The organism is Delftia sp. NA_296.1 (assembly GCF_052692095.1).
On record NZ_JBQZGF010000017.1, the window covers coordinates 57271 to 78164 of the forward strand.

20 protein-coding genes are annotated in these 20894 nt (G+C 67.5%); 10 read left to right on the top strand and 10 right to left on the bottom strand.

Going from position 1 to position 20894, the window contains the following annotated elements; all coding sequences use genetic code 11:
* Positions 1-66 precede the first annotated feature (66 nt).
* Entirely contained in the window at positions 67-783 is a 717-nt protein-coding gene (locus tag ACUTR7_RS28265) for a class I SAM-dependent methyltransferase (protein ID WP_445610328.1), read from the bottom strand.
* Between the two features lie 129 nt (positions 784-912).
* On the bottom strand, positions 913-2721 hold the full coding sequence (locus ACUTR7_RS28270) for a glutamine--tRNA ligase/YqeY domain fusion protein (protein WP_445610329.1): 1809 nt from the start codon (positions 2719-2721) through the stop codon (positions 913-915).
* 230 nt (positions 2722-2951) lie between these two features.
* Between ACUTR7_RS28270 and ACUTR7_RS28275 the strand changes: the two genes are divergently transcribed.
* The 7 genes from ACUTR7_RS28275 (at position 2952) to ACUTR7_RS28305 (ending at position 8065) form a co-directional block, all read left to right on the top strand.
* Complete coding sequence (locus ACUTR7_RS28275) at positions 2952-3317, top strand: hypothetical protein (protein ID WP_445610330.1); 366 nt, start codon at positions 2952-2954, stop codon at positions 3315-3317.
* Positions 3318-3447: 130 nt separating this feature from the next.
* Positions 3448-3891, top strand: a complete 444-nt coding sequence (gene aroQ / locus ACUTR7_RS28280; RefSeq protein ID WP_034391566.1) for a type II 3-dehydroquinate dehydratase — start codon at positions 3448-3450, stop codon at positions 3889-3891.
* A complete protein-coding gene (locus ACUTR7_RS28285; protein WP_445610331.1) occupies positions 3888-4772 on the top strand; it encodes an alpha/beta fold hydrolase in 885 nt (294 codons plus the stop codon). Before aroQ ends, ACUTR7_RS28285 begins: the two co-directional genes overlap by 4 nt.
* On the top strand, positions 4765-5175 hold the full coding sequence (arfB, locus tag ACUTR7_RS28290; RefSeq protein WP_017405644.1) for an alternative ribosome rescue aminoacyl-tRNA hydrolase ArfB: 411 nt from the start codon (positions 4765-4767) through the stop codon (positions 5173-5175). Before ACUTR7_RS28285 ends, arfB begins: the two co-directional genes overlap by 8 nt.
* 82 nt (positions 5176-5257) lie before the next feature.
* Complete coding sequence (locus ACUTR7_RS28295) at positions 5258-6196, top strand: DODA-type extradiol aromatic ring-opening family dioxygenase (RefSeq protein ID WP_445610332.1); 939 nt, start codon at positions 5258-5260, stop codon at positions 6194-6196.
* A 95-nt stretch (positions 6197-6291) separates the two neighbouring features.
* Positions 6292-6954: an alpha/beta hydrolase gene (locus ACUTR7_RS28300; protein ID WP_202758538.1), complete on the top strand. Its 663-nt coding sequence runs from the start codon at positions 6292-6294 to the stop codon at positions 6952-6954.
* A 190-nt stretch (positions 6955-7144) separates the two neighbouring features.
* Positions 7145-8065: a DUF3014 domain-containing protein gene (locus ACUTR7_RS28305; protein ID WP_445610333.1), complete on the top strand. Its 921-nt coding sequence runs from the start codon at positions 7145-7147 to the stop codon at positions 8063-8065.
* Positions 8066-8078: 13 nt separating this feature from the next.
* On the opposite strand, the gene ACUTR7_RS28310 is transcribed toward ACUTR7_RS28305, so the two are convergent.
* Complete coding sequence (locus ACUTR7_RS28310) at positions 8079-8549, bottom strand: Lrp/AsnC family transcriptional regulator (RefSeq protein WP_012204416.1); 471 nt, start codon at positions 8547-8549, stop codon at positions 8079-8081.
* Between the two features lie 104 nt (positions 8550-8653).
* On the opposite strand from ACUTR7_RS28310, the gene mdeB reads away from it, so the two are divergent.
* Together mdeB and ACUTR7_RS28320 are read left to right on the top strand one after the other, a co-directional pair.
* A complete protein-coding gene (gene mdeB, locus ACUTR7_RS28315) occupies positions 8654-11284 on the top strand; it encodes an alpha-ketoglutarate dehydrogenase (protein WP_445610334.1) in 2631 nt (876 codons plus the stop codon).
* A 335-nt stretch (positions 11285-11619) separates the two neighbouring features.
* Positions 11620-13800, top strand: a complete 2181-nt coding sequence (locus ACUTR7_RS28320; RefSeq protein WP_445610335.1) for a c-type cytochrome — start codon at positions 11620-11622, stop codon at positions 13798-13800.
* A gap of 60 nt (positions 13801-13860) precedes the next feature.
* Here ACUTR7_RS28320 and ACUTR7_RS28325 read toward each other — a convergent pair whose 3' ends face one another.
* Together ACUTR7_RS28325 and ACUTR7_RS28330 are read right to left on the bottom strand one after the other, a co-directional pair.
* A complete protein-coding gene (locus ACUTR7_RS28325; RefSeq protein WP_445610336.1) occupies positions 13861-15195 on the bottom strand; it encodes a DUF2325 domain-containing protein in 1335 nt (444 codons plus the stop codon).
* A gap of 123 nt (positions 15196-15318) precedes the next feature.
* Positions 15319-16074 carry a sulfite exporter TauE/SafE family protein gene (locus ACUTR7_RS28330; RefSeq protein ID WP_242699187.1) on the bottom strand — a complete coding sequence of 252 codons (756 nt, stop codon included), beginning with the start codon at positions 16072-16074 and terminating at the stop codon, positions 15319-15321.
* Positions 16075-16200: 126 nt separating this feature from the next.
* Here ACUTR7_RS28330 and ACUTR7_RS28335 point away from each other — a divergent pair, with 126 nt between their 5' ends.
* Positions 16201-17169 (top strand): LysR family transcriptional regulator, encoded by a 969-nt coding sequence (locus ACUTR7_RS28335; protein WP_013803379.1) that lies wholly within the window; start codon positions 16201-16203, stop codon positions 17167-17169.
* On the opposite strand, the gene ACUTR7_RS28340 is transcribed toward ACUTR7_RS28335, so the two are convergent.
* The 5 genes from ACUTR7_RS28340 to ACUTR7_RS28360 form a co-directional block, all read right to left on the bottom strand.
* Positions 17160-18029, bottom strand: coding sequence for a M90 family metallopeptidase (locus ACUTR7_RS28340; protein WP_445610337.1), 870 nt, complete (start codon positions 18027-18029; stop codon positions 17160-17162). The genes ACUTR7_RS28335 and ACUTR7_RS28340 overlap by 10 nt on opposite strands.
* On the bottom strand, positions 18026-18874 hold the full coding sequence (locus tag ACUTR7_RS28345; protein ID WP_445610338.1) for a UDP-2,3-diacylglucosamine diphosphatase: 849 nt from the start codon (positions 18872-18874) through the stop codon (positions 18026-18028). The genes ACUTR7_RS28340 and ACUTR7_RS28345 overlap by 4 nt, the downstream gene beginning before the upstream one ends.
* Before the next feature lie 164 nt (positions 18875-19038).
* Complete coding sequence (locus ACUTR7_RS28350; RefSeq protein WP_013803376.1) at positions 19039-19545, bottom strand: peptidylprolyl isomerase; 507 nt, start codon at positions 19543-19545, stop codon at positions 19039-19041.
* 57 nt (positions 19546-19602) lie between these two features.
* Complete coding sequence (locus ACUTR7_RS28355; protein ID WP_445610339.1) at positions 19603-20190, bottom strand: peptidylprolyl isomerase; 588 nt, start codon at positions 20188-20190, stop codon at positions 19603-19605.
* 143 nt (positions 20191-20333) lie between these two features.
* On the bottom strand, positions 20334-20867 hold the full coding sequence (locus ACUTR7_RS28360; RefSeq protein ID WP_013803374.1) for a tetratricopeptide repeat protein: 534 nt from the start codon (positions 20865-20867) through the stop codon (positions 20334-20336).
* Between the last annotated feature and the right edge of the window lie 27 nt (positions 20868-20894).

Consider the following 20894-nt stretch of genomic DNA (forward strand, 5'->3'; position numbering starts at 1 on the left):
CAAATCAAAGGGAAAAGGGAGAAAGGGACGGGTCAACCGGCGCCGGGCGTTCTGGTGTTTCAGTGGTCAGGCCTTGAAGGCAATCCAGGCACACCAGAACAGGCTGGAGAAAAAGCGCTTGGGCTGCACGAAACCGGCCAGGGCCAGCATCTGCTCCACCGCCTCTTCCGAGGCCGGTGGAACCGCGCCCTGCCGGATTTTGCCGAGTTTCGCATGGACAGCGGCCTCGTCCACGCCCGCCATGCGCCAGCGCATGGCCCAGGCTTCAAGGAACAGCGGCTCGCTGTCATAGCGGTGGCGGTTGCAGGCCAGGATGAAGGGCGCCCCCGGCGCCAGCCGCGCCGACAGGGCCTGCAGCAGCTGCAGCTTGTCCGCGTCGTCAGGGACGTGGTGCAGCACGCCGATCAGCGTGGCCGCGTCGAACACCGTGCCGGCCGGCAGGTCCTGCACGGCGCAGGCAGCGGCCTGCACCTGGGCCGACAGCCCCGCTGCGGCGATGCGGTCCATGGTCTGGTCCAGCATGGGGGCCGAGGGGTCGGCAGCCGTGAATTTCCACTGCGGCCTGAGCCGCGCCGTGGCCAGTATCTCCTGGCCCGTGCCACCGGCACCGCCAATCAGCACCAACTTCGGCCCTGCATCCAGGCTGGCGGCCAGCAGGCAGGCCGCCAGTTCGTGGCAGGCGTCGTAGCCGGCCAGTGCGATGCGGCTTTGCGTTTCGTACTCGGCCGCGCGGGAGGTGTCGAACTTGGCGGCGGAAGCCGCCTGTGGCAAGGCTTGGTTCATGGCCTGGCATTGTGCTGAGGCCACGGTCCCTGCAAAAGCGCCCATGTGCGATGGCCCACCCCTGCAAAGCAGGATGGTGGGCCATCTTCGGGGAGGAGCGGTGCAGGTGCCCGTCAACGGGCCATGCGCCTACTTGCCCCAGGAGTCCTTGAGACCCGTTGCGCGGTTGAACACGGGCTTGCCCGGTGCGTGGTCCTTGCGGTCGGCCACGAAGTAGCCGAAGCGCTCGAACTGGAACTTGTCGTCAGGCTGCGCGTTGGCCAGCGAAGGCTCCACATAGGCGGTCACCACCTTGAGGCTGTCCGGGTTGAGCAGCGTCAGGAAGTCCTTGCCGCCCGCATCGGGCTGCGGGTCGGTGAACAGGCGGTCGTACAGGCGCACCTCGGCCTGCACGCCGTCGGCCACGCCCACCCAGGTGATGGCGGCCTTGACCTTGACGCTGTCCGCACCCGGCGTGCCGCTCTTGGTGTCGGGCACCACGGCGGCCAGCACCTTGGTGACATTGCCCTCGGCATCCTTCTCGCAGCCCGTGCACTCGATCACGTAGCCGCCCTTCAGGCGCACCTTGTTGCCCGGGAACAGGCGCTTGTAGCCCTTGGGCGGCACTTCGGCGAAGTCCTCGCGCTCGATCCACACCTCGCGGCCCAGCGTGAAGCGGCGCACCGGCACCTGCTGGCCTTCGGCGGCGTGGGGCAGGGCGGGCAGCTCGCAGGCTTCCAGGTGCTCGGCGCTGCCGAAGACCTCGGCCCAGTTGGTCAGCTCCAGCTTGAGCGGGTCCAGGGCCACCATGCCGCGATGGGCCTGGTTCTCCAGGTCCTCGCGCAGGCAGCCTTCCAGCGTGGAGTAGTCGATCCAGGCGTAGTCCTTGGTCACGCCGATGCGCTCGCAGAAGGCCTGGATGCTCTGGGGCGTGTAGCCACGGCGGCGCAGGCCGACGATGGTGGGCATGCGCGGATCGTCCCAGCCGCTGACGATGCCGTTGTCCACCAGGTGCTTGAGCTTGCGCTTGCTGGTGATCACATAGGTCAGGTGCAGGCGCGAGAACTCGTACTGGCGCGGCTGCGGCGCGGCGATCAGGCCGCCTTCGCGCAGATGGTCCAGCAGCCAGTCGTAGAACGGGCGCTGGTCCTCGAACTCCAGCGTGCAGATGCTGTGGGTGATGTGCTCCAGCGCGTCCTCGATGGGATGGGCGAAGGTGTACATCGGGTAGATGCACCACTGGTTGCCGGTGTTGTGGTGCTCGGCATGGCGCACGCGGTAGATGGCGGGATCGCGCAGGTTGATGTTGGGCGATGCCATGTCGATCTTTGCGCGCAGCACGGCAGCGCCATCGGGCAGCTTGCCGTCGCGCATTTCGCGAAAGCGCGCCAGGTTCTCGGCCACCGTGCGGCTGCGGAACGGGCTGTCCACGCCGGGGCGCGAGAAATCGCCGCGGTTGGCCTTCATGTCGTCGGCGCTTTGCTCGTCCACATAGGCCAGGCCCTGCTCGATCAGGTACTCGGCTGCGCGGTACATGAAGTCGAAGTAGTTGCTGGCGAAGTACAGGTTCTCGTGGCCGTCGGCTTCCTTCCAGCCGAAGCCCAGCCAATGGACGGCATCGATGATGCTGTCCACGTACTCCTGGTCTTCCTTCTCGGGATTGGTGTCGTCGAAACGCAGGTGGCAGGCACCTTCGTAGTCGCGCGCCAGGCCGAAGTTCAGGCAGATGGCCTTGGCGTGGCCCACGTGCAGGTAGCCGTTGGGCTCGGGCGGGAAGCGTGTGCGGATCTTCGCCACGTCCACCTGGCCCTGGTTGTGGTGGTCGCCATCACCGGGACTTCCACCCCAGCGGCGCTGGGCGTGGGTACCGTTGGCCAGGTCGGCCTCGATGATTTGGCGCAAAAAGTTACTCGGTTTGACCGGATCTTTGGAGATGGGGGAGGCGTCAGCAGAGCTCATCGCAGCATTGTAGGCGCCCGCCTGCAGACCCGCTCCGGACGGCTTTCGGACAGCCGCGCCAGCCAAGGGTTGAGGCATTTGGAAACAAACTTGTATAAAAGCCTGCCATCCGTAGACCCCTCTCGCGCGTTGAGAATGCAGGGCGTATGCCGTCCCCCTGTGCCAAAGTGCGGGAAGGCGGCACCAGCGGCAATGCCTGCCACGCCTGTCCAACTTCGAGGAGAGACACCATGACAACGACAGCTTCCCCGTGGGTTGCAAGAGCAGCAGCAGCCGGCCTCGCATTGGCCGCCCTGGTGGCTTCGGGCGCCGCCCAGGCCCGGGGCGATGTGCAATGGTCCATCAGCCTGAATTCGCCGGGCATGTATGGCCCTCCCGTCTATGTCGCGCCTGCCCCCGTCTATGTGGCACCGCCCCAGCCCATCTACTACGCGCCCCCGCCGCCGGTCTACTACGCGCCGCGCGCAGTCTACCGTGCTCCGCCCGTCGTGGTCGTTCCCGGCTACGGATACGGCTATGGCGGCGGTTACCGGGGTGGCTACCGTGGCGAGTACCGCCATGGCCATGGCCACGGGCATGGCCACTGGCGCCGTTGATCTGAGCTGAACTGCGCTGAACCGACTCTTGCCGCCCCTTGGGGCGGCTTTTTCCGTGGCGCCTGCGCCAAGACCGGGCCGGGGATGACCCGCATAATCCAGCCCGTTGGAAACCTGGAGTGTCCCCGCCGTGAAAACCGTCTATGTCCTCAATGGCCCGAACCTGAACCTGCTGGGCCTGCGTGAACCCGCCATCTATGGCTCCCAGACCCTGGCCGATGTGCGTGCGCTGTGCGAAGCCGCCTGCGCGCGCTACGGGCTGGGGCTGGAGTTCCGCCAGAGCAACCATGAAGGCGAACTGGTGGACTGGATCCACGAAGCCGGCCGCGTGCACGCCGAAGGCCGCCTGGCCGGCCTGATCTTCAACGCCGCCGCCTACACCCACACCAGCGTGGCCCTGCTGGATGCCGTCAAGGGCACGGGCGTGCCGCTGGTTGAGCTGCACATCAGCAACGTGCATGCGCGCGAGAGCTTCCGCCACCACTCCTACCTGTCGGCCGCCGCGCGCGCCGTGATGTGCGGCTTTGGCGTGGCCGGCTACGGCCTGGCCATTGACGCCGTGGCCCAGTGGTGAATACGCCCGCCGCCATTGAGCGCCTGCGCGCCCAGGCGCGGCGCCTGACCACGCCGCTGTCTGCCGCGCAGCCCGAAGACGGCCACATGGTCTGGCATGTCTGGGGCGAGGCACGCGCGGGCGAGCTGCCCATCGTCATGCTGCACGGCGGCAGCGGCAGCTGGACGCACTGGCTGCGCTGCATGGACGCGCTGCTGGCCCAGGGGCGCCAGCTGTGGATACCCGACCTGCCCGGTTTCGGTGATTCCGACGGCGTGCCGGGTGGCCAGGATGCCGACACCCTGGTCGAGCCGCTGCGCCATGGCCTGCGGCAGCTGCTGGCCGATGGCGGCGCGCCCGCCGCCCCGCTGTGCGATCTGGTCGGCTTCTCCTTCGGTGGCATGACGGCCGGCATGCTGGCCGCTGCCGACGGCACGCTGGCCCGGCGCCTGGTGCTGGCCGGGGCGCCCGGCATGGGCGTGGGCAAGGGCCTGGCCGTGCGGCTCAAGGGCTGGCGCCACCTGGCCACGCCCGAGGCGCAGGCCGTGGCCCACCGCTACAACCTGCAGGCGCTGATGCTGCATGACGCCAGCCTCATCGACGAGGGCACGCTGGCCCTGCATGTGCTCAACGTGGAGCGTGACCGCCTTCCGCGCCGCCGTCTCTCGCACACCGACGTGCTGGTGCGTGCCCTGCAGGCCGTGGACGGCCCCGTATGGGCCATCTATGGCGAGCACGATGCGCTCTACCCGGGCCCGATGATGCAGGAGCTGGCCCAGGCCTTTGCACGCCATGCGCGCGACTTCCGCGGCCTGGCGCTGGTGCCCGGCGCGGGCCACTGGGTCATGCATGAGCGTCCCGATGCCTTTGTGGCGGCATTGACCGCTGCGCTGGATGCCTGAGCGCATGCGGCCCATCGAGCTGCACGAGGTGCAGTGGACCGCCATGCGCGCCCAGGGCGCAGGCGGCCAGAACGTGAACAAGGTCTCCAGCGCCGTGCACCTGCGCTTTGACGTACGCGCCTCGCGTCTGCCCGAGGCCGTGCAGCAGCGCCTGCTGGCCCTGCGCGACGGCCGCATCACCAACGAGGGCGTGGTCGTCATCAAGGCACAGCAACACCGTACGCAGGAGCAGAACCTGCGCGCCGCGCTGCAGCGGCTCAACGTGCTGGTGGCCGCCGCCTATCCCGAGCCCATCCTGCGCCGCGCCACCCGGCCCACGCTGGGGTCGCAGCGGCGCCGCCTGGAAAGCAAGAGCCGGCACGGTGCCACCAAGGCCCTGCGCGGGCGCCCGCGCGACGATTGATTCGGATTGACCCGGCCAGCGCAACAATGTGTGCTGCCGCTGGCGGCTTGGCGCGGCGCCCGGGCGTCCCTACATTAGGGGAATGCAAGACTCCCACGCTCCCTACTCTTCCCGGGTTTCCTCCGCTGCCGGTGCTCGGCTGCCCGTGCTCTATGTCTCCCACGGCTCTCCCATGTTCGCGCTGGAGCCGGGTGAAACCGGCCCTGTGCTCGCGCAATGGGGCAGGGCGCTGCGCCAGGCCCACGGCCCGCTGCGCGGCGTGGTCGTCATGTCGCCGCACTGGATGTCGCACGGCGTGGAAGTCATGACCGGTGCCACTCCCTCCACCTGGCACGACTTCGGCGGCTTTCCGCCCGCGCTCTATGAACTGCAATACCCGGCCCCCGGCGCGCCGCAGCTGGCGCAGGAAGTCATGGACCGCCTGCAGGCTGCAGGCATTGCCTCCACCGCCAACGCGCAGCGGCCCTTCGACCACGGCGCCTGGGTGCCGCTGATGCATTTGCTGCCGGATGCCGACCTGCCCGTGGTGCAGCTGTCCCTGCCTGCCTCGGCCGGGCCGGCCGAAACCCATGCGCTGGGCGCAGCCCTGGCGGGGCTGCGCGATGAGGGTGTGCTCATCGTCGGCTCCGGCAGCATGACGCACAACCTGGGCGAATTCCGGGGCGGCACGGGCGAGGCCACGGTACGGGTGGACGACGCCGTGCAGGCCCTGCGCAGCCAGGATGGCCTGCAGGACGACCATGCCGTCGGCGGCTCCAGCGCCTCCTCGCCCTACGTGCAGGATTTCAGCCGCTGGATCGAATCGCGCCTGCAGGCGCAGGATCTGCCTGCGCTGCTGGACTACCGCGCCCGCGCGCCTTCGGCCCGGCGCGCCCATCCCAGCGAAGAGCACTTCATGCCGCTGTACTTCGCGCTGGGCGCGGCCGGCGCGACAGCGCGGCCACGGTATCTGAGCCGCGAAGTCATGTATTCCATCCTGGCCATGGATGCGATGGCCTTCGAGGACGCGCAGGCGGCATAACCTCCTGCTGCCGCGGACTTGGCGAGGCGCCACAATGGCGCGTTGCCCGGGACCACCCCGGTCCTGGAAATCGCTAAAAAACCAAGGAGTCCGTGATGATCGACCTGCCTCTGGTGGCGCTGGAGCGCCCCGCACAACCCGCACCGGGGCAGCAGCCCTGGCTGCTGGTGCTCATGCATGGCGTTGGCAGCAATGAGCAGGATCTGTTCGGCCTCGCATCGTTCGTGCCGCCGCAGTTCCACGTGCTCAGCCTGCGCGCTCCGTTTTCCATGGGTCCCTCAGCCCATGCCTGGTTCCAGTTCACGGTGGATGCCAACGGCACGCGCCACATCCACGCATCGCAGGAAGAGCACAGCCGCGCCCTGGTGGCCCAGACCGTGCAGCAGGCCGGAGCGCGGCTGGACATCCCTGCCCAGCGAACCGTGGCGGGCGGCTTCAGCCAGGGCGGCATCATGGCGCTCAGCCTGCTGCTGACCCAGCCCGCGCTGCTGCGCGCCGCCATGTGCTGGCACAGCCGCCTGCTGCCCGAGGCCTTGCCGCACCAGGCCCCTGATGCGGCCTTTGACGGCAAGTCGCTCTGGGTCAGCCACGGCACCTACGACAACGTCATTCCGCTGACCAGCGCCCACGCCATTCGCAGCCACGTGCAGCGCCTGCCGCTGCAACTGAGCTACCACGAATACCCGAGCATGCATGAGATCCGCCCCGACGAACTGCAGGCCGCCATGGCCTGGCTCCAGGATCTGGGCCAGGGCTGAGACGGCCGGGTAAGCCGGGTAACGCCTTGTTGCCAGGCGCGCCCGGTGGCCTGCGCAGGCAGCGGGGCGGCTTATAAACACAAGGCAGGGGCCGGTGTCAGCAAAGCCGGGGAACCCTGGGTGTGCTTTGCTGTCGCACGTCCTGCGGCAACTGAGCTGCCAGCCCCCGCCCAAGCCAAAGGACCCATCCATGCCAGAACGCGATCCCCAAGACTTCCGCCCCCGCGCCAGATCCTCCGGCCCATCGGCTTTTGGCATCGCCGCAGTGGTGCTGGCGGCTGCTGCCCTGGGGGGCGCGGCCTGGTGGTACTGGTGGCGTCCCGCCCCCGTGCCCGAGGCGCCGCCGGAAGTGGCGCAGGCGCCCGCCCAGTCCACCCAGCCCTCCGAACCTGAACCCGTCCCCGCGCCCGAGCTGACCGAGCCCCAGAACCCTGTCGATGCGCTGGAGCAGCCCGCCTCCGGCCTGCCCGCGCTGCAGGACTCCGACGCCCATGTCACCCAGGCCCTCAACGGCCTGCTGGGCCGTGACAAGGCAGGCAGCTTTCTGCAGATGGACGGCTTTGTGCGCCGCGCCGTGGCCACCGTGGACAACCTGACCCGTTCCCAGGCCCCTGCACGGCTTTGGCCCGTGCACCCGGCGCCTCAGCGTTTCACGGTGGAGGGCGCGGCAGAGGCGGGTGAGGCGCAGGCCATCGCCCCCGCCAACGCCGCACGCTACAAGGCCTTTGTGACCTTTGCCGAGTCCATTCCCATGGACGGGGCCGTCAAGCTCTATGCCCGGCTGTACCCCCTGTTCCAGACCGCCTATGAAGACCTGGGCTATCCCAGCCGCTATTTCAACGATCGCCTCATTGCCGTCATAGACCACCTGCGCGCCGCGCCCGAGCCTGCAGGCCCGGTGCAGGTACGGCTGACCAAGGTGGAGGGCGAGGTGCCCTCCATCCAGCCCTGGGTGCGCTACGAATACGCCGACCCTGAGCTGCAGGCCCTGTCCAGCGGCCAGAAGATGCTGGTGCGCGTGGGCCTGGACAACGAGCGCCGCCTCAAGGCCGTGCTGGGCGAGCTGCGCCGCCGCATCGCCACCGGCGAGATGGCCAAGCCTGCGGGCTGAGTCGGGGGTCGGATCAACCCGCCGCAGGCAGGGGCAGGGCGGTCTTGTACCGCACCTGCTTGAGCGTGAAGCTGGAGCGGATCTTCTCTATGCCGGGAATGGGCGTGAGCTGCTCCACGATGAAGCGCTCCAGCGCGCCGATGTCGGCCAGCGCCACGCGGATCAGGTAGTCGGCGTCGCCGCTCATCAGGTAGCACTCCATGACCTCGTCGTGCTCGGCAATGCGGCGCTCGAAGTCGGCCAGCGATTCCTTGGCCTGCGACTTGAGGCTGATGTTGATGAACACATTCAGCCCCAGCCCCAGCGCCGACGCATTGGCCAGCGCCACATAGCGCGCGATCACGCCGGCCTTCTCCAGTGCCTTGACGCGCGCCAGGCATGGCGAAGGCGACAGATGCACGCGCCGCGCCAGCTCCACGTTGGACAGCGAGCCGTCCGTTTGCAACTCGGCCAGAATGCGTAAGTCGATGGTGTCCAGTTTCATGTGCCGGATTTTATGTAGATACCGGCATGAAATGCTGGAATATGGCGTTTTCCTTATCCATGAACGGCTGCTCATGCCGGCCTGCCAGTCCTAAAGTGGCGGACATGAACGCACCCACGCCACTGGCCGCGCTGGCCGATATCGATACCGATCCCCAGGAAACCGCCGAATGGCGCGAGGCCTTTCTGGCCCTGGTCGCCACAGAAGGTCCGCAGCGAGCGCGCTTCGTGCTGGAAGAGCTGGCGCGCATGGCGCGCGAGCAGCGCCTGGGCTGGCAGCCTGACCTGAACACGCCCTATGTGAACAGCGTGGCGGCGCAGCAGCAGCCGGTGTTTCCGGGCGACCTGGCCATCGAGGAGCGGCTGGCGTCCATCATGCGCTGGAACGCGCTGGCCATGGTGGTGCGCGCCAACCAGGCCTATGGCGAGCTGGGCGGCCATATTGCCAGCTATGCCAGCGCGGCCGACCTGTTCGAGACCGGGTTCAATCATTTCTTCCATGCCCGGGAGGGGCTTGCGCCGGGCCAGCACCGGGGCGACCTGGTGTTCTTCCAGCCGCACAGCGCGCCCGGCGTGTATGCGCGGGCCTTCCTGGAAGGGCGGCTGACCGAGCAGGACCTGCAGCACTACCGGCAGGAGATCAGCGCGCCGGCTGCAGGCGCGCAGGGCCTGTCCAGCTATCCGCATCCCTGGCTGATGCCCGATTTCTGGCAGTTCCCGACGGGCTCCATGGGCATAGGCCCCATCAGCAGCATCTACCACGCGCGCTTCATGCGCTATCTCACGCACCGCCGCCTGCTGGACTGCCAGGAGCGCAAGGTCTGGGGCGTGTTTGGCGACGGCGAGATGGACGAGCCCGAAAGCATGAGCGCCCTGACGCTGGCCGCGCGCGAGGGGCTGGACAACCTGGTCTGGGTGGTCAACTGCAATCTGCAGCGTCTGGACGGCCCGGTGCGCGGCAATGGCCGCATCGTCGATGAACTGGAGCGGCTGTTTGCCGGCGCGGGCTGGAATGTGGTCAAGCTGCTGTGGGGCAGCGACTGGGACGGGCTGTTTGCGCGCGACCTCACCGGCACCCTGGCACGCACGCTGGGTGGCACGGTGGACGGGCAGATGCAGACCTTCGCGGCCAAGGACGGACGCTACAACCGAGAGCATTTCTTTGGACAGAACCCCGAGCTTGCCGCCCTGGCCCAGGGTCTGACGGACGAGCAGATCGACCGCTTGAAGCGCGGCGGCCATGACCTGGTGAAGATCCATGCGGCCTATGCAGCGGCTGCCGCCCATCGCGGCCAGCCCACGGTGATCCTTGCCCATACCAAGAAGGGCTACGGCATGGGATCGGCCGGGCAGGGCAAGATGACCACGCACAGCCAGAAGAAGCTGGACGAGACCGACCTGATCGAGTTCCGCAACCGCTTCAACCTGCCGCTCAGTGACGAGCAGGCCAAGGGCCTGGCCTTCCATAAACCTGCCGATGACAGCGCCGAGATGCAGTACCTGCGCGATCGCCGCACGGCCCTGGGCGGCGCACTGCCGCGCCGTGAAACGGTGTGCGACCGCGTGCCCGTGCCCGCCCTGGACCAGTACGCGCAGTTCGCGCTGGCGCCTGCCGGCAAGGAGATGAGCACCACCATGGCCTTCGTGCGCATGCTGGGCGGCCTGCTTAAGGACGCGCAGCTGGGTCCGCGCATCGTGCCCATCGTGGCGGACGAGGCGCGCACCTTCGGCATGGCCAACCTGTTCAAGCAGGTGGGCATCTACAGCAGCCTGGGGCAGCGCTACGCGCCCGAAGACATCGGCTCGGTGCTGTCCTACCGCGAGGCGCTGGACGGCCAGATCCTGGAGGAGGGCATCAGCGAGGCCGGCGCCATCGCCAGCTGGACGGCGGCGGCCACCAGCTACAGCGTGCACGGCCTGGCCATGCTGCCGTTCTACATCTACTACTCCATGTTCGGCTTCCAGCGCGTGGGCGACGCCATCTGGGCGGCGGCCGACCAGCGGGCGCGCGGCTTTTTGCTGGGCGCCACCTCGGGCCGCACCACGCTGGGCGGAGAAGGCCTGCAGCACCAGGACGGCTCCAGCCATCTGGTGGCGGCCACCATTCCCAACTGCAAGGCCTGGGACCCCGCGCATGCGGGCGAGCTGGCCGTGATCCTGGACGCCGGCATGCGCGAGATGCTGGTCGAGCAGCGCGACGTTTTCTACTACATCACCCTGATGAACGAGAACTACGCCCAGCCCGACCTGCCACCGGGCGCGGCCGAAGGCGTGCTGCGCGGCGGCTATGTGTTCGGCCGCTTTGGCGATGCGGGCCGTGCCACGCAGCATGTCACCTTGCTGGGATCTGGTGCCATCCTCACCGAAGTGCTCAAGGCCGCCGAGCAATTGGCCAGCGAGGGCATGGCCGCCACCGTGGTCAGCGTGACCAGCTGGAGCGAACTGGCGCGCGATGGCGTGGCCTGCGAGCAGCGCATGCTGGCAGGTGAGGCACCTGGCCAGCCCTGGATCGCCCAACTGCTGGACGGCACGCAGGGCCCGGTGATTGCTGCCACCGACTATGTGCGCGCCGTGCCCGAGACCGTGCGCGCCTTCCTGCCCGCAGGCAGGCGATTCCTCACCCTGGGCACGGACGGCTTTGGCCGAAGTGACACGCGTGCCGCGTTGCGCGGCCACTTTGGCGTGGACGCGCACAGCGTGGCGCAGGCGGCGCGCCGCTGCAGCCAGGCGGCCTGAGCCCGGCGGGCGAGCCGCCACCCCATACACTGACGGATACACCGACGGTGAAATCAGCGGCCCCTTGCGGGCCGCTTTTTCGTGCGCACCCGAGAAGGCTGCGCGCGCTTTTTCCCTGCATTGATTAAGCCCGCGTTAAATGCGCTATTGGCTTATCGTTTTCGTCGGCTTGCATGGAAAAAATAGGTGGATACCACTAGAATTCGTATATATAAGAAGATATTGCGCAAAGAGATGATAATTTGCTGCAATGGCTGCAGGCGTTGGGTTGAATATCTCGTCAATATCCGTTTTTGCCTCTTTCAATAATAATTCATTTCAGTGGATCGAAGACGATGAAACTCTCGCTCAAGCAAGGCCTGCTGTGCGTAGCCGCGCTCTCGGCCGCCGCCTGGCAACTGGCCATTTCGGCGCCGGCGCCCGGAGTGGACCATGCGCAAATGCCACAAATCATTGATGACCTGCCTGCCGATTACGCAGCGGACCTGACGACGGAGCAAAGAACCCTGGTTGATCGCGGCCGATATATCGCACGCCTGGGAGATTGCGTTGCCTGCCACACCGGCAATAAATCCCAGCCCATGGGTGGTGGGCTGGCGCTGGAGACGCCATTCGGCAAGATCTATTCCACCAATATCTCGCCCGACGCCGATACGGGCATGGGCAAATACAGCTTCGAGCAGTTCGACCGCGCCATGCGCAAGGGCGTCGCGGCCGATGGCCGCAACATGTACCCGGCCATGCCCTATCCCTCCTACGCCAAGATGACGGCCGAGGACATGCAGGCCCTGTACGCCTATCTGCTGCAGGGCGTGGCGCCCGTGAAGGCGGCCAACAAGGAGTCCGACCTGGGCTTTCCCTTCAACCAGCGCTGGGGCCTGGCGCTGTGGAACTGGGTGTTTCTGGATGACACGCCCTTCCAGCCCCAGCCGCAGCAAACTGCCCAGTGGAACCGGGGTGCCTACCTGGTGCAGGGCCTGGGCCACTGCGGCGCCTGCCATACGCCGCGCGGCGTGGGCTTCCAGGAAAAGACCATGACCGGCGAGGGTAGCAAGGGCGAGTATTTCCTGGCCGGCGAGACCGTGGAGAACTGGCGCGCGCTGAGCCTGCGCAATCTGTGGACACCCGAGGAAACCGCCCAGTTGCTCAAGACCGGGCGCAACAGCCACGGCACGGTCTCCGGCAACATGGTCGATGTGGTGCAGCACAGCACGCAGTACATGAGCGATGAGGACCTGCTGGCCATTGGCACTTATCTGAAGTCGCTGCCCGCAGGCAAGAACGATCTGCCCATGCAGGTGGCCCAGGGGCCGGGGCCGGTCATCGCCCCGCATCCGGCGTCGCAGGCCTCCGGGCATGCGCCGTCCGCCACGTCGGCAGTGTCTTCCGACGTGCCTGCCGATCTCTACGCCAGCCGCGGCGGCCTGGGCTATCTGCAGTTCTGCGCCGACTGCCACCGTGCCGATGGCGGTGGCGTGAAGGACGTGTTCCCGCCACTGGCCGGCAATTTCTCGCTGCAGTCGCAGGACCCGTCCACCCTGATCCATCTGATGCTGGTGGGCTGGAAGGCGCCCGTCACGCAAAGCCATGCGCGGCCGCTGACCATGCCGGCCTTCGCACAGCTCAAGGATGCGGAGATCGCCGACATCCTCAACTTCGCCCGCAAGAGCTGGGGCCGTGCCGATGCGCGCGAGATCCATGCCAGGGAGGTGCAATCCATGCGCAAGCAGCTCGATGCCAAGGGCGAAAGCGCGCGCCCGTTCGAGACGCCGCGCCTGGCCGCCATGCTGGACGAATCCAACGCGAAGCAACTGGTCTACGGCGCCCGCCTGAACATAGAGACGCGTGACCTGCTGCCCAGGAATGTGGGCAATGCGCTGAACTGCGCCAGCTGCCACCTGAACGCGGGCACGGTGGCCGATGGTTCGCCCTATATCGGTGTCTCGGCCTTCTTCCCCGGCTATGCGCCGCGCGCGGGCCGCGTCATCACGCTGGAGGACCGCATCAATGGCTGCTTCCTGCGCTCCATGAACGGCAAGCCTCTGCCGCTGGAGTCCGACGAGATCAAGGCCATGGTGGCCTACTTCGACTGGATGCGCCGCGAAACCAAACCCGAAGACAAGGTCGAAGGCCGGGGCGTGGGCAAGATCAGCCAGTCCATTGTGCCTAACGTGGACAACGGCAAGAAGGTCTATGCGGCCCAGTGCGCGGTCTGCCATGGCGGCGAGGGCGAGGGCGTGAAGAATGCCAAGGGCCAGTGGGTCTATCCGCCGCTGTGGGGTGATGAGTCCTTCAACATCGGCGCGGGCATGGCGCGCACCTACACGGCAGCGGCCTTCGTCAAGCGCAACATGCCCATCGCCTTCCATGGCAACTTCCCGCTGGGCCAGGGCGGCCTCAGCGACCAGGAGGCCGTGGACGTGGCCGAGTACTTCAGCCACCAGCCGCGCCCGGACTTTGCCAACAAGCACAAGGACTGGCCCAAGGACAAGAAGCCGGCCGATGCGCGGTACTGAGGTACTGATGTAATCCTGAAAACACAAGGCCCGGCGCTGGGCCCGCGCCATGCGGCACCATCAACCGTGGCGCAGGCAAAAGTGTGATGCGCTGGTGGTGCGGGTTCCCGCGTCGGGCGGTGCCAACTCGCGTGCCACGGTGGCCGCGAAGCTGGCCAGGCTGGCCGTGCGCAGCGCGATGAAGGGCACGCCATGCCGCTCGCTGAGGCGCTTGAGGTTGACCACGGAATCATGGTCCACGCAGTCCACGGGGAACACCACCAGATCGACGCACGGCAGCTGTGCGGCCAGCAGGCCCTTGCGCGTCTCCAACCCGCCGTCGTGATGCAGGAACTCGCCGCCATGGCGTTGCACATGGTCGCGTATGGCAGGGGTGGAGCTGGGGCGCCCGCCCACGTAGAGAAGCTTGCGGCCCTGCAGCGCCTGCTGCTGCGCGGCATCAGGGGCCTGGGGCTGGGTGGCGGCGCGATGCAGTTCCTTTTCGGCGGCGGCCAGTTCCTCGGCCAGCCATTGCACGCGCTGCTGCAATTGCTCGGCCATCTGCTGCAGGCGGCCAGCCTCGGCCCAGGCCTGTTCGGCAGCGCGTTCTGCACGCTCGCGCCGTTCGGTGTGCATGCCCACCAGGGCGCCGGCATCGGCGGGGCGGGTCTCGCCTCCAGGGGCTGTCCCTGTCCTGAGTTGCGACAGGCGGGCTTCGAAGTCCAGGGACTGCTGGCGCAACTGGCCGGCCAGCGCATCACGTTCGAGCTGGGATTGGTGGTGGCGCTGGCGTTCGCGTTCCAGCTTGTCCTGCAGTTCCAGGTTTTCCTTTTCCAGTGCCACGAAGCGCTTGAGTTCATGCCGGTTGGCCGATCCCATCAGGTGCGACAGCATGTGCACCTCGCCAAAGGCCATTTGCCGCAGCGCAAAGCTGGTGCACTTGTGCGTGAGCAGGGCCCAGTAGGCGCCCGGAATCTCGCCCTGCTGCCAGGCCTGCTTCCACGCGGCCTCCAGTGCAGCCTCGTCCTGGGCGGCGGCAAAGCCCTTGATCACGGCGGCATGGCGCTGGTCCAGCGCCTTGTGGATGGCCTTGGACAGGTCGCCGTTCTCATGCGCCAGGCCCACGGCCTGGTGGTGCAGTTCCAGGTCGGTCTTGCCCTTGATATCCATGTGCCGGCCCATCAGCTTGCGCAGCTCGGCCGGGCTCAGGCAGGTGCCTATCACCGAGCAGTGCAGATGCGTGTCCAGCTGGTAGAGCCGGGTGCGCGCCTGGGCGTGCGCTGCGCCGCCATGCTCTTCGCGGACATGGTCGTGCCCGCAGCACTGGCCGTCCCCGGACTGCAACGCGCCGGCCGACACGGCGGCGCCCAGGGCGGCCATGCCGCCTGCGCTGAGTTTGAAGGGGGGCGTCAACATCGGAAGGCCTCTCATGGATGGGCTGGTGCAGTTCGTAATATACGATTAAGCATAGCGCGGCGTGTGCCAGAGGTTCACATAGTTGACTGCCGTTAGCCGATGGAGTGTCGGCGCGCGGCGCGCTCAGGCCGCGCGCTGCAAAAGTACGGGCACGGAAGACGCCAGCAGCGCCACGCCGGACAGGCACAGCAGGCCCAGCACGATCTGCCGGAACCGCGCCTCGCTGATGCCGATATAGAGCCTGGAGCCCAGCAGCGATGGAATGAGCATGGCCGGCGCCACGATGGCGAACAGCGGCAGCATGCTGCGCGTGACCATGCCGGTGCCCAGGTAGGTGGCCATGGTCACGGCCAGCATGGACAGGTTGAAGTTCTGGATGACCGAGCGCTGCTCATCCTTGGGGTAGCCGCGCAGCGTGCACCACAGCGTGGGCAGCGTGCCCGTGAAGCCGCCCAGTCCGCCCATCACGCCGCCCGCCAGGCCCACGGCACCATCGGCCAGGCGGCCGCCGCGCGCCAGCCTGGGCAGCCGGGCCGACAGCAGCATCACTGGGCACCACAGCACCAGCATGCCGCCCAGCAGGGCCTTGAACCAGGCCATGTCCAGGTGCGGCAGCAGCAAGACGCCCAGCGGAATGCCGGCAAGACCGCCCAGGATGAAGGGCAGCAGCTTTGCCAGCGCAAACCCGCGCCGCACGGTGATGGCCGACAGCACCTGGCCCAGCAGCGAGCCGAAGACGGTGAGCACGGCCGCATCGCGCGGCTCCAGCACCCATGCCCAGAACGACATGGCCACCATGCCGAAGGCAAAGCCCGACAGGCCCTGCACGAATCCGGCCGCCGCCGCGCCCAGCGCGATGATGAAAAACATGCCATCCATGGTCTGCCTGGTCCTTTCGTTTTGGGTGCGCAAGACGCAGGAATTCTGGAACGCGTGCATAAGCAGAAATTCGTTTGTTTTTATTGTTCAATATGGTTTTGCTTATGACGCGCCACGCCTGAATCCATGCCGCAAAACCGCACTGCATCGACCGCTGCCCAACTGGCCCACCGCATGGCCACGCGCCTGAAGATGAAGCATTTGCTGCTGCTGCGCTCCATCAGCGAGCTGGGCACGCTGACCCGCGTGGCCGAGCGCATGGCCACCAGCCAGCCCGCCGTGACCCAGGCCCTGGCCGAGCTGGAGTCATTGTTCGGCGCGCCGCTGTTCCTGCGTTCTGCGCGCGGCATGGAGCCAACGGAGCTGGGCGCGCTGGTGCTGGCGCGCGCCCGGGGCATGCTGGCCGATCTGGACCATTGGGCCCACGACATCGAGGCCGTGGGGCAGCAGCGTGCGGCGCACCTGCAGGTGGGTGTCATCCCCTTCTTGCCGGCGCGCATGCTGGCCGATGCTATCGGCAGGACGCGGCCGCAAGGCCGGCGCATCACGGTCACGCTGCATGAGGACACCAGCGACCGCCTGCTGCAAAAGTTGCGCGCACATGAGCTGGACTGTGTGATTGGCCGCGCCTCGGCTGTGCTGGACATGAGCGGCATACGGCACAGCGTGCTTTATGAGCAGGAGCCTCGCCTGATCGCCCACCGCAGCCTGGCCACGCGGCTGGGGCGCCGACCTCTGCAATGGGCCGAACTCACGGGGCTTGACTGGGTGCTGGGCCAGCGCCGCACGCCCATGCGCGAGCAGATCACCGACTTTTTTCTGCGCGCGGGCGTGGAGCCGCCGCCGCCGTTTGTGGAAACGCTCTCGGCCAAGGTGATCGGCGAACTGGTGGCGGCCAATGAGCGGGCCGTGTCCATCGTGCCGGCCGACATTGCCGAGGAGCTGGTGCGCATCGCGGGCGTGGGCATCGTGCGCCACCGTTTTGGCTGGACCCTTCCGCCCATCACCCTGTTCGAGCGCAAGGCGGGCGGGCAGTACGAGGAGCAGCGCCTGTTCGCCCAGGCCCTGAAGGAGGTTTGCTCCGATCAGGATTGACTGGTGGCCGGCTTGAAGAGCGCAGCCAGCAGCGGCGCCAGCGTGGGAAATTCCAGGGCAAAGCGGGCGCGGTCCACGAAGAAGGCCTCGCAGGCCACGGCGAAGAATTCGGCGGGCGCCGTGGCGCCATAGCCGTCCAGCCAGGGCCATTCGCCACCAAAGCGCTCGGCGATGGTGATCTGCTCACGGAAGGCGTCGTAGGCCGGTGCCCAGGCGGCCTGCCATATCTCGCGGGCCTGGCGCGCGGAGCTGCTGCCCATGAAGCCCGGCGGCAGGGGCGGGCAGCCGTCGGCACCGCCGTTGCGCATGTCGATCTTGTGGGCGAATTCATGGATCACCACGTTGGCTACCTGGCCGCCGTGACCGTGGTGGCTGGCATGCGGCCCGCGGCCTGCGCCAATGGCCTGCCAACTGAGCATGACGGGGCCGCCATGCATGGCCTCGCCCATGATCACTTCGTCGTAGTCGTGGATGACGCCGGCCTCGTCCATGCTCTGGCGCCGCGCCACGGCATCGCCCGGGTGCACCACGATGCCGACAAAGTCGTCATACCAGGACAGCGCGCCCTGCGGCTCGCCCCAGTGCAGCAGGGGCAGGCAGGCCTGGGCGGCAATCTCCAGCGCCATGGCATCGCTCACTTGCAGGCCGTGCGCGCCGTGGAAGCGCTTGCGCTGCAGGAAGACGGCGGCCAGGGCGCGCAGCTTGGATTGCTCCTCCAGCGTCAGCGACGCGAGAAAAGGGTAGGCGGCCAGCGTGGACAGCCACAGCGGCGCAGGAATCTCGGGCACCGGCGACACCGTGGAGCGTGCGCGGCGGCCCAGTCTGCGGACCCAGCGGCCCAGTTGTTGCCAAAGGCTCATGGCGGGCTGGCCTGTTCAAGAACGTCGGACAGTGGCAGGCGCCGCAGGCCCATGCCGCGCTCCCAGCGCAGCACCTCGGCGCGGGGCACGGGCGCCGCCAGATCCCAGTCGCTGAGCACGATGCGCCGCAGGCCATCGCCCAGGTCATGGTCGGCCGGGCGGTGCGTGTGGCCGTGGATCAGGGCGGTGGCACCTGCGGCACGCAGCCAGCTGCGCGTGGCCTGCGCGTCAAGGTCGGCATAGGTGGGCATGGCGGCGCCATGGCCGTCCGATTCCCGCTTGCGCGATTCGCTCTCCTGCCGAATGCCGCGTGCCTGGTCGCGGCGCACCTGCAGCGGCTGGGCCAGGAAGCCGGCCTGCCAGGCCGCCGAGCGGGCCATGGCGCGAAAGCGCTGGTAGTCCACATCGTCCAGGCACAGGGCATCGCCATGGCTGAGCAGGATGCGCTGGTCGCCGCAGTCAAGCACGGTGGGATCGGTCAGCGTGGTCGTGCCGCACAGCGCATCGAACTGCGCGCCGGTCAGGAAGTCGCGGTTGCCCTGCATGAAGAACAGCGGCGTGCGGGTGGCTGCCGCGCGCATGGCGGTGGCGCATTCGGCCTCGAAGCTGCCCGGCTCTAGCAGGGCGTCGTCACCCACCCAGACCTCGAACAGGTCGCCCAGCAGAAAGACGGCATCGGCCCGCGTGGCGGCCAGGTAGTTCAGGAAGGCCTGCACGGTGGCGGGCTCGCTGGCCTGCAGGTGCAGGTCCGAGATGAACTCCAGCGTGCGCCAGCCCGCAGGCAGTGTCCACTCGGCCGCAATGGGCGGCACGGGAAGAGGGCGGGGCGCGGCGGTCTGGGCCATGGGACGGGGCACCCGGCAAGGGCGCTGCATGAAGGGCTGTAGGAGCCTTGGGACGGCTCTGGAGCGGGTCTGTTGTCCATGCGCACGGCCTGGTGCCATGCGCATGGACAACAGGGCGGCCGGACCCCAAAGGGCACGGCCGCCGAGTGTGCGGAAGCGCCTGATTACAGGGCCACGGCCTTTTCGATGATCACGTCATCCTTGGGCACGTCCTGGTGGCCGCCGTTGCGGCCGGTCTTCACGCCACGCAGCTTGTCCACGATCTCGGTGCCCTTGACCACCTTGCCGAACACGGCATAGCCCCAGCCCTGTGCGCTGGGCGAGGTGTGGTTCAGGAAGCCGTTGTCGGCCACGTTGATGAAGAACTGGGCGGTGGCCGAGTGCGGGTCGCCGGTACGGGCCATGGCCAGGGTGTACTTGTCGTTCTTCAGGCCGTTCTTGGCCTCGTTCTCGATGGGAGCGTCCGTCTCCTTTTGCTTCATGCCGGGCTCGAAGCCGCCGCCCTGGATCATGAAGCCATCGATGATGCGATGGAAGATGGTGTTGTTGTAGTGGCCCTTGTTCACATAGGCCAGGAAGTTCTCTGCGCTCTTCGGGGCCTTGGCGGCGTCGAGTTCGATGGTGATGACGCCGTGGTCGGCGATGTGGAGTTCGACTTGGGGATTGCTCATGGCGATTCCTTGTTGGATGGAGGGGAAGGGCGTGCCACGCAAGGCGCGGCGCGCGGTTTACTTGACTTCGGTGGCCGAGAGGATGGTCACCGGCTTGGTGGGTACATTCTGGTGCATGCCCTGGTTGCCCGTGGCCACCGTGCGGATTTTGTCCACCACGTCCATGCCCTGGACCACGCGGCCGAAGACGGCGTAGCCGTGTCCATCGGGCTTGGGCGCGTTGAGCATGTCGTTGTTCACCACGTTGATGAAGAACTGCGAGGTGGCCGAGTTGGGGTTGCCCGTGCGCGCCATGGCGATGGTGCCCCGGTCATTCTTGAGGCCGTTGCCCGCTTCCAGCGGAATCGGCGCGCGCGTGGGCTTTTCCTTGAGGCTGGCATCCATGCCGCCGCCCTGGATCATGAAGCCGTCCATCACGCGGTGGAACACCGTGCCGTCATAGTGCTTGTCGCGCACGTACTGCATGAAGTTGGCCACGGTCTTGGGTGCCTTGGCTTCGTTCAGCTCCAGCACGATGTCGCCCATGCTGGTCTTGATCTGCACCTTGGGCGTGGCGTTCTGCGCCATGGCGGGCAGGGCGGTGAAAAGGGAAGCGGCCAGGGCCATGCCGGCCAGGGAAAGCGACGCAATGCGGCGTGTGGTCATGCGAATCTCCTGTGAAAGCCAAAGGGCTGGGGGATGGAGTGGGGAAAACCGGGCAGGTTCCTGCGGGTGCGCGCCAGGCATGGCAAGACCCGATCGACCGCCGCACGCGCGCTGGCGCAAGGGCTGCGCGCGTGGGCCGGGGCCTACTTGGCGGCGGTGACGGGTGCCAGCAGGTCGCGCAGCAGCTTGAGCTTGGGGCGCACGCTGGCCGCGCGGCCATCCAGGCCTTGCGCCTTGGAGTAGGCCTCGTAGGCCAGGCGGGCATGGATGTCGCCCAGGTTCTCGTAGGCGACGCCGTAGTTGGGGTTGTTGCGCACGGCGGATTCGAGCGCGGAGCGCGCCTTGTCGAGCTGGTTCTGGCCAGCATAGATGACCGCCAGATTGTTGTAGGGCTCGGGCAGCTCGGGGTAATCCTCGATGAGCTGGTTCAGCGCGGCGATGGCCTCGTCTGTCTTGCCGCTGTCGGTCAGTGCAACCGCCTTGAGAAAGCGCATCTGCGGGTCGCGTGCGTTCTTGGCCAGATAGGCATCGGCGCGTGCCAGCGCCTGGGTGCTCTTGCCGTTGCGCAGCAACTGATTCACTTCCGTATAGTCGTCGGCGTGGGCGTGGCCTGTTGCGAGCAGGGCCGCCAGTGCCGCGAGGCGCAGGGCGGAGCGAAACGAGTTGCGTAGAGGCATGTAGGTGCTTTCGGGGCCTCGGGGGAA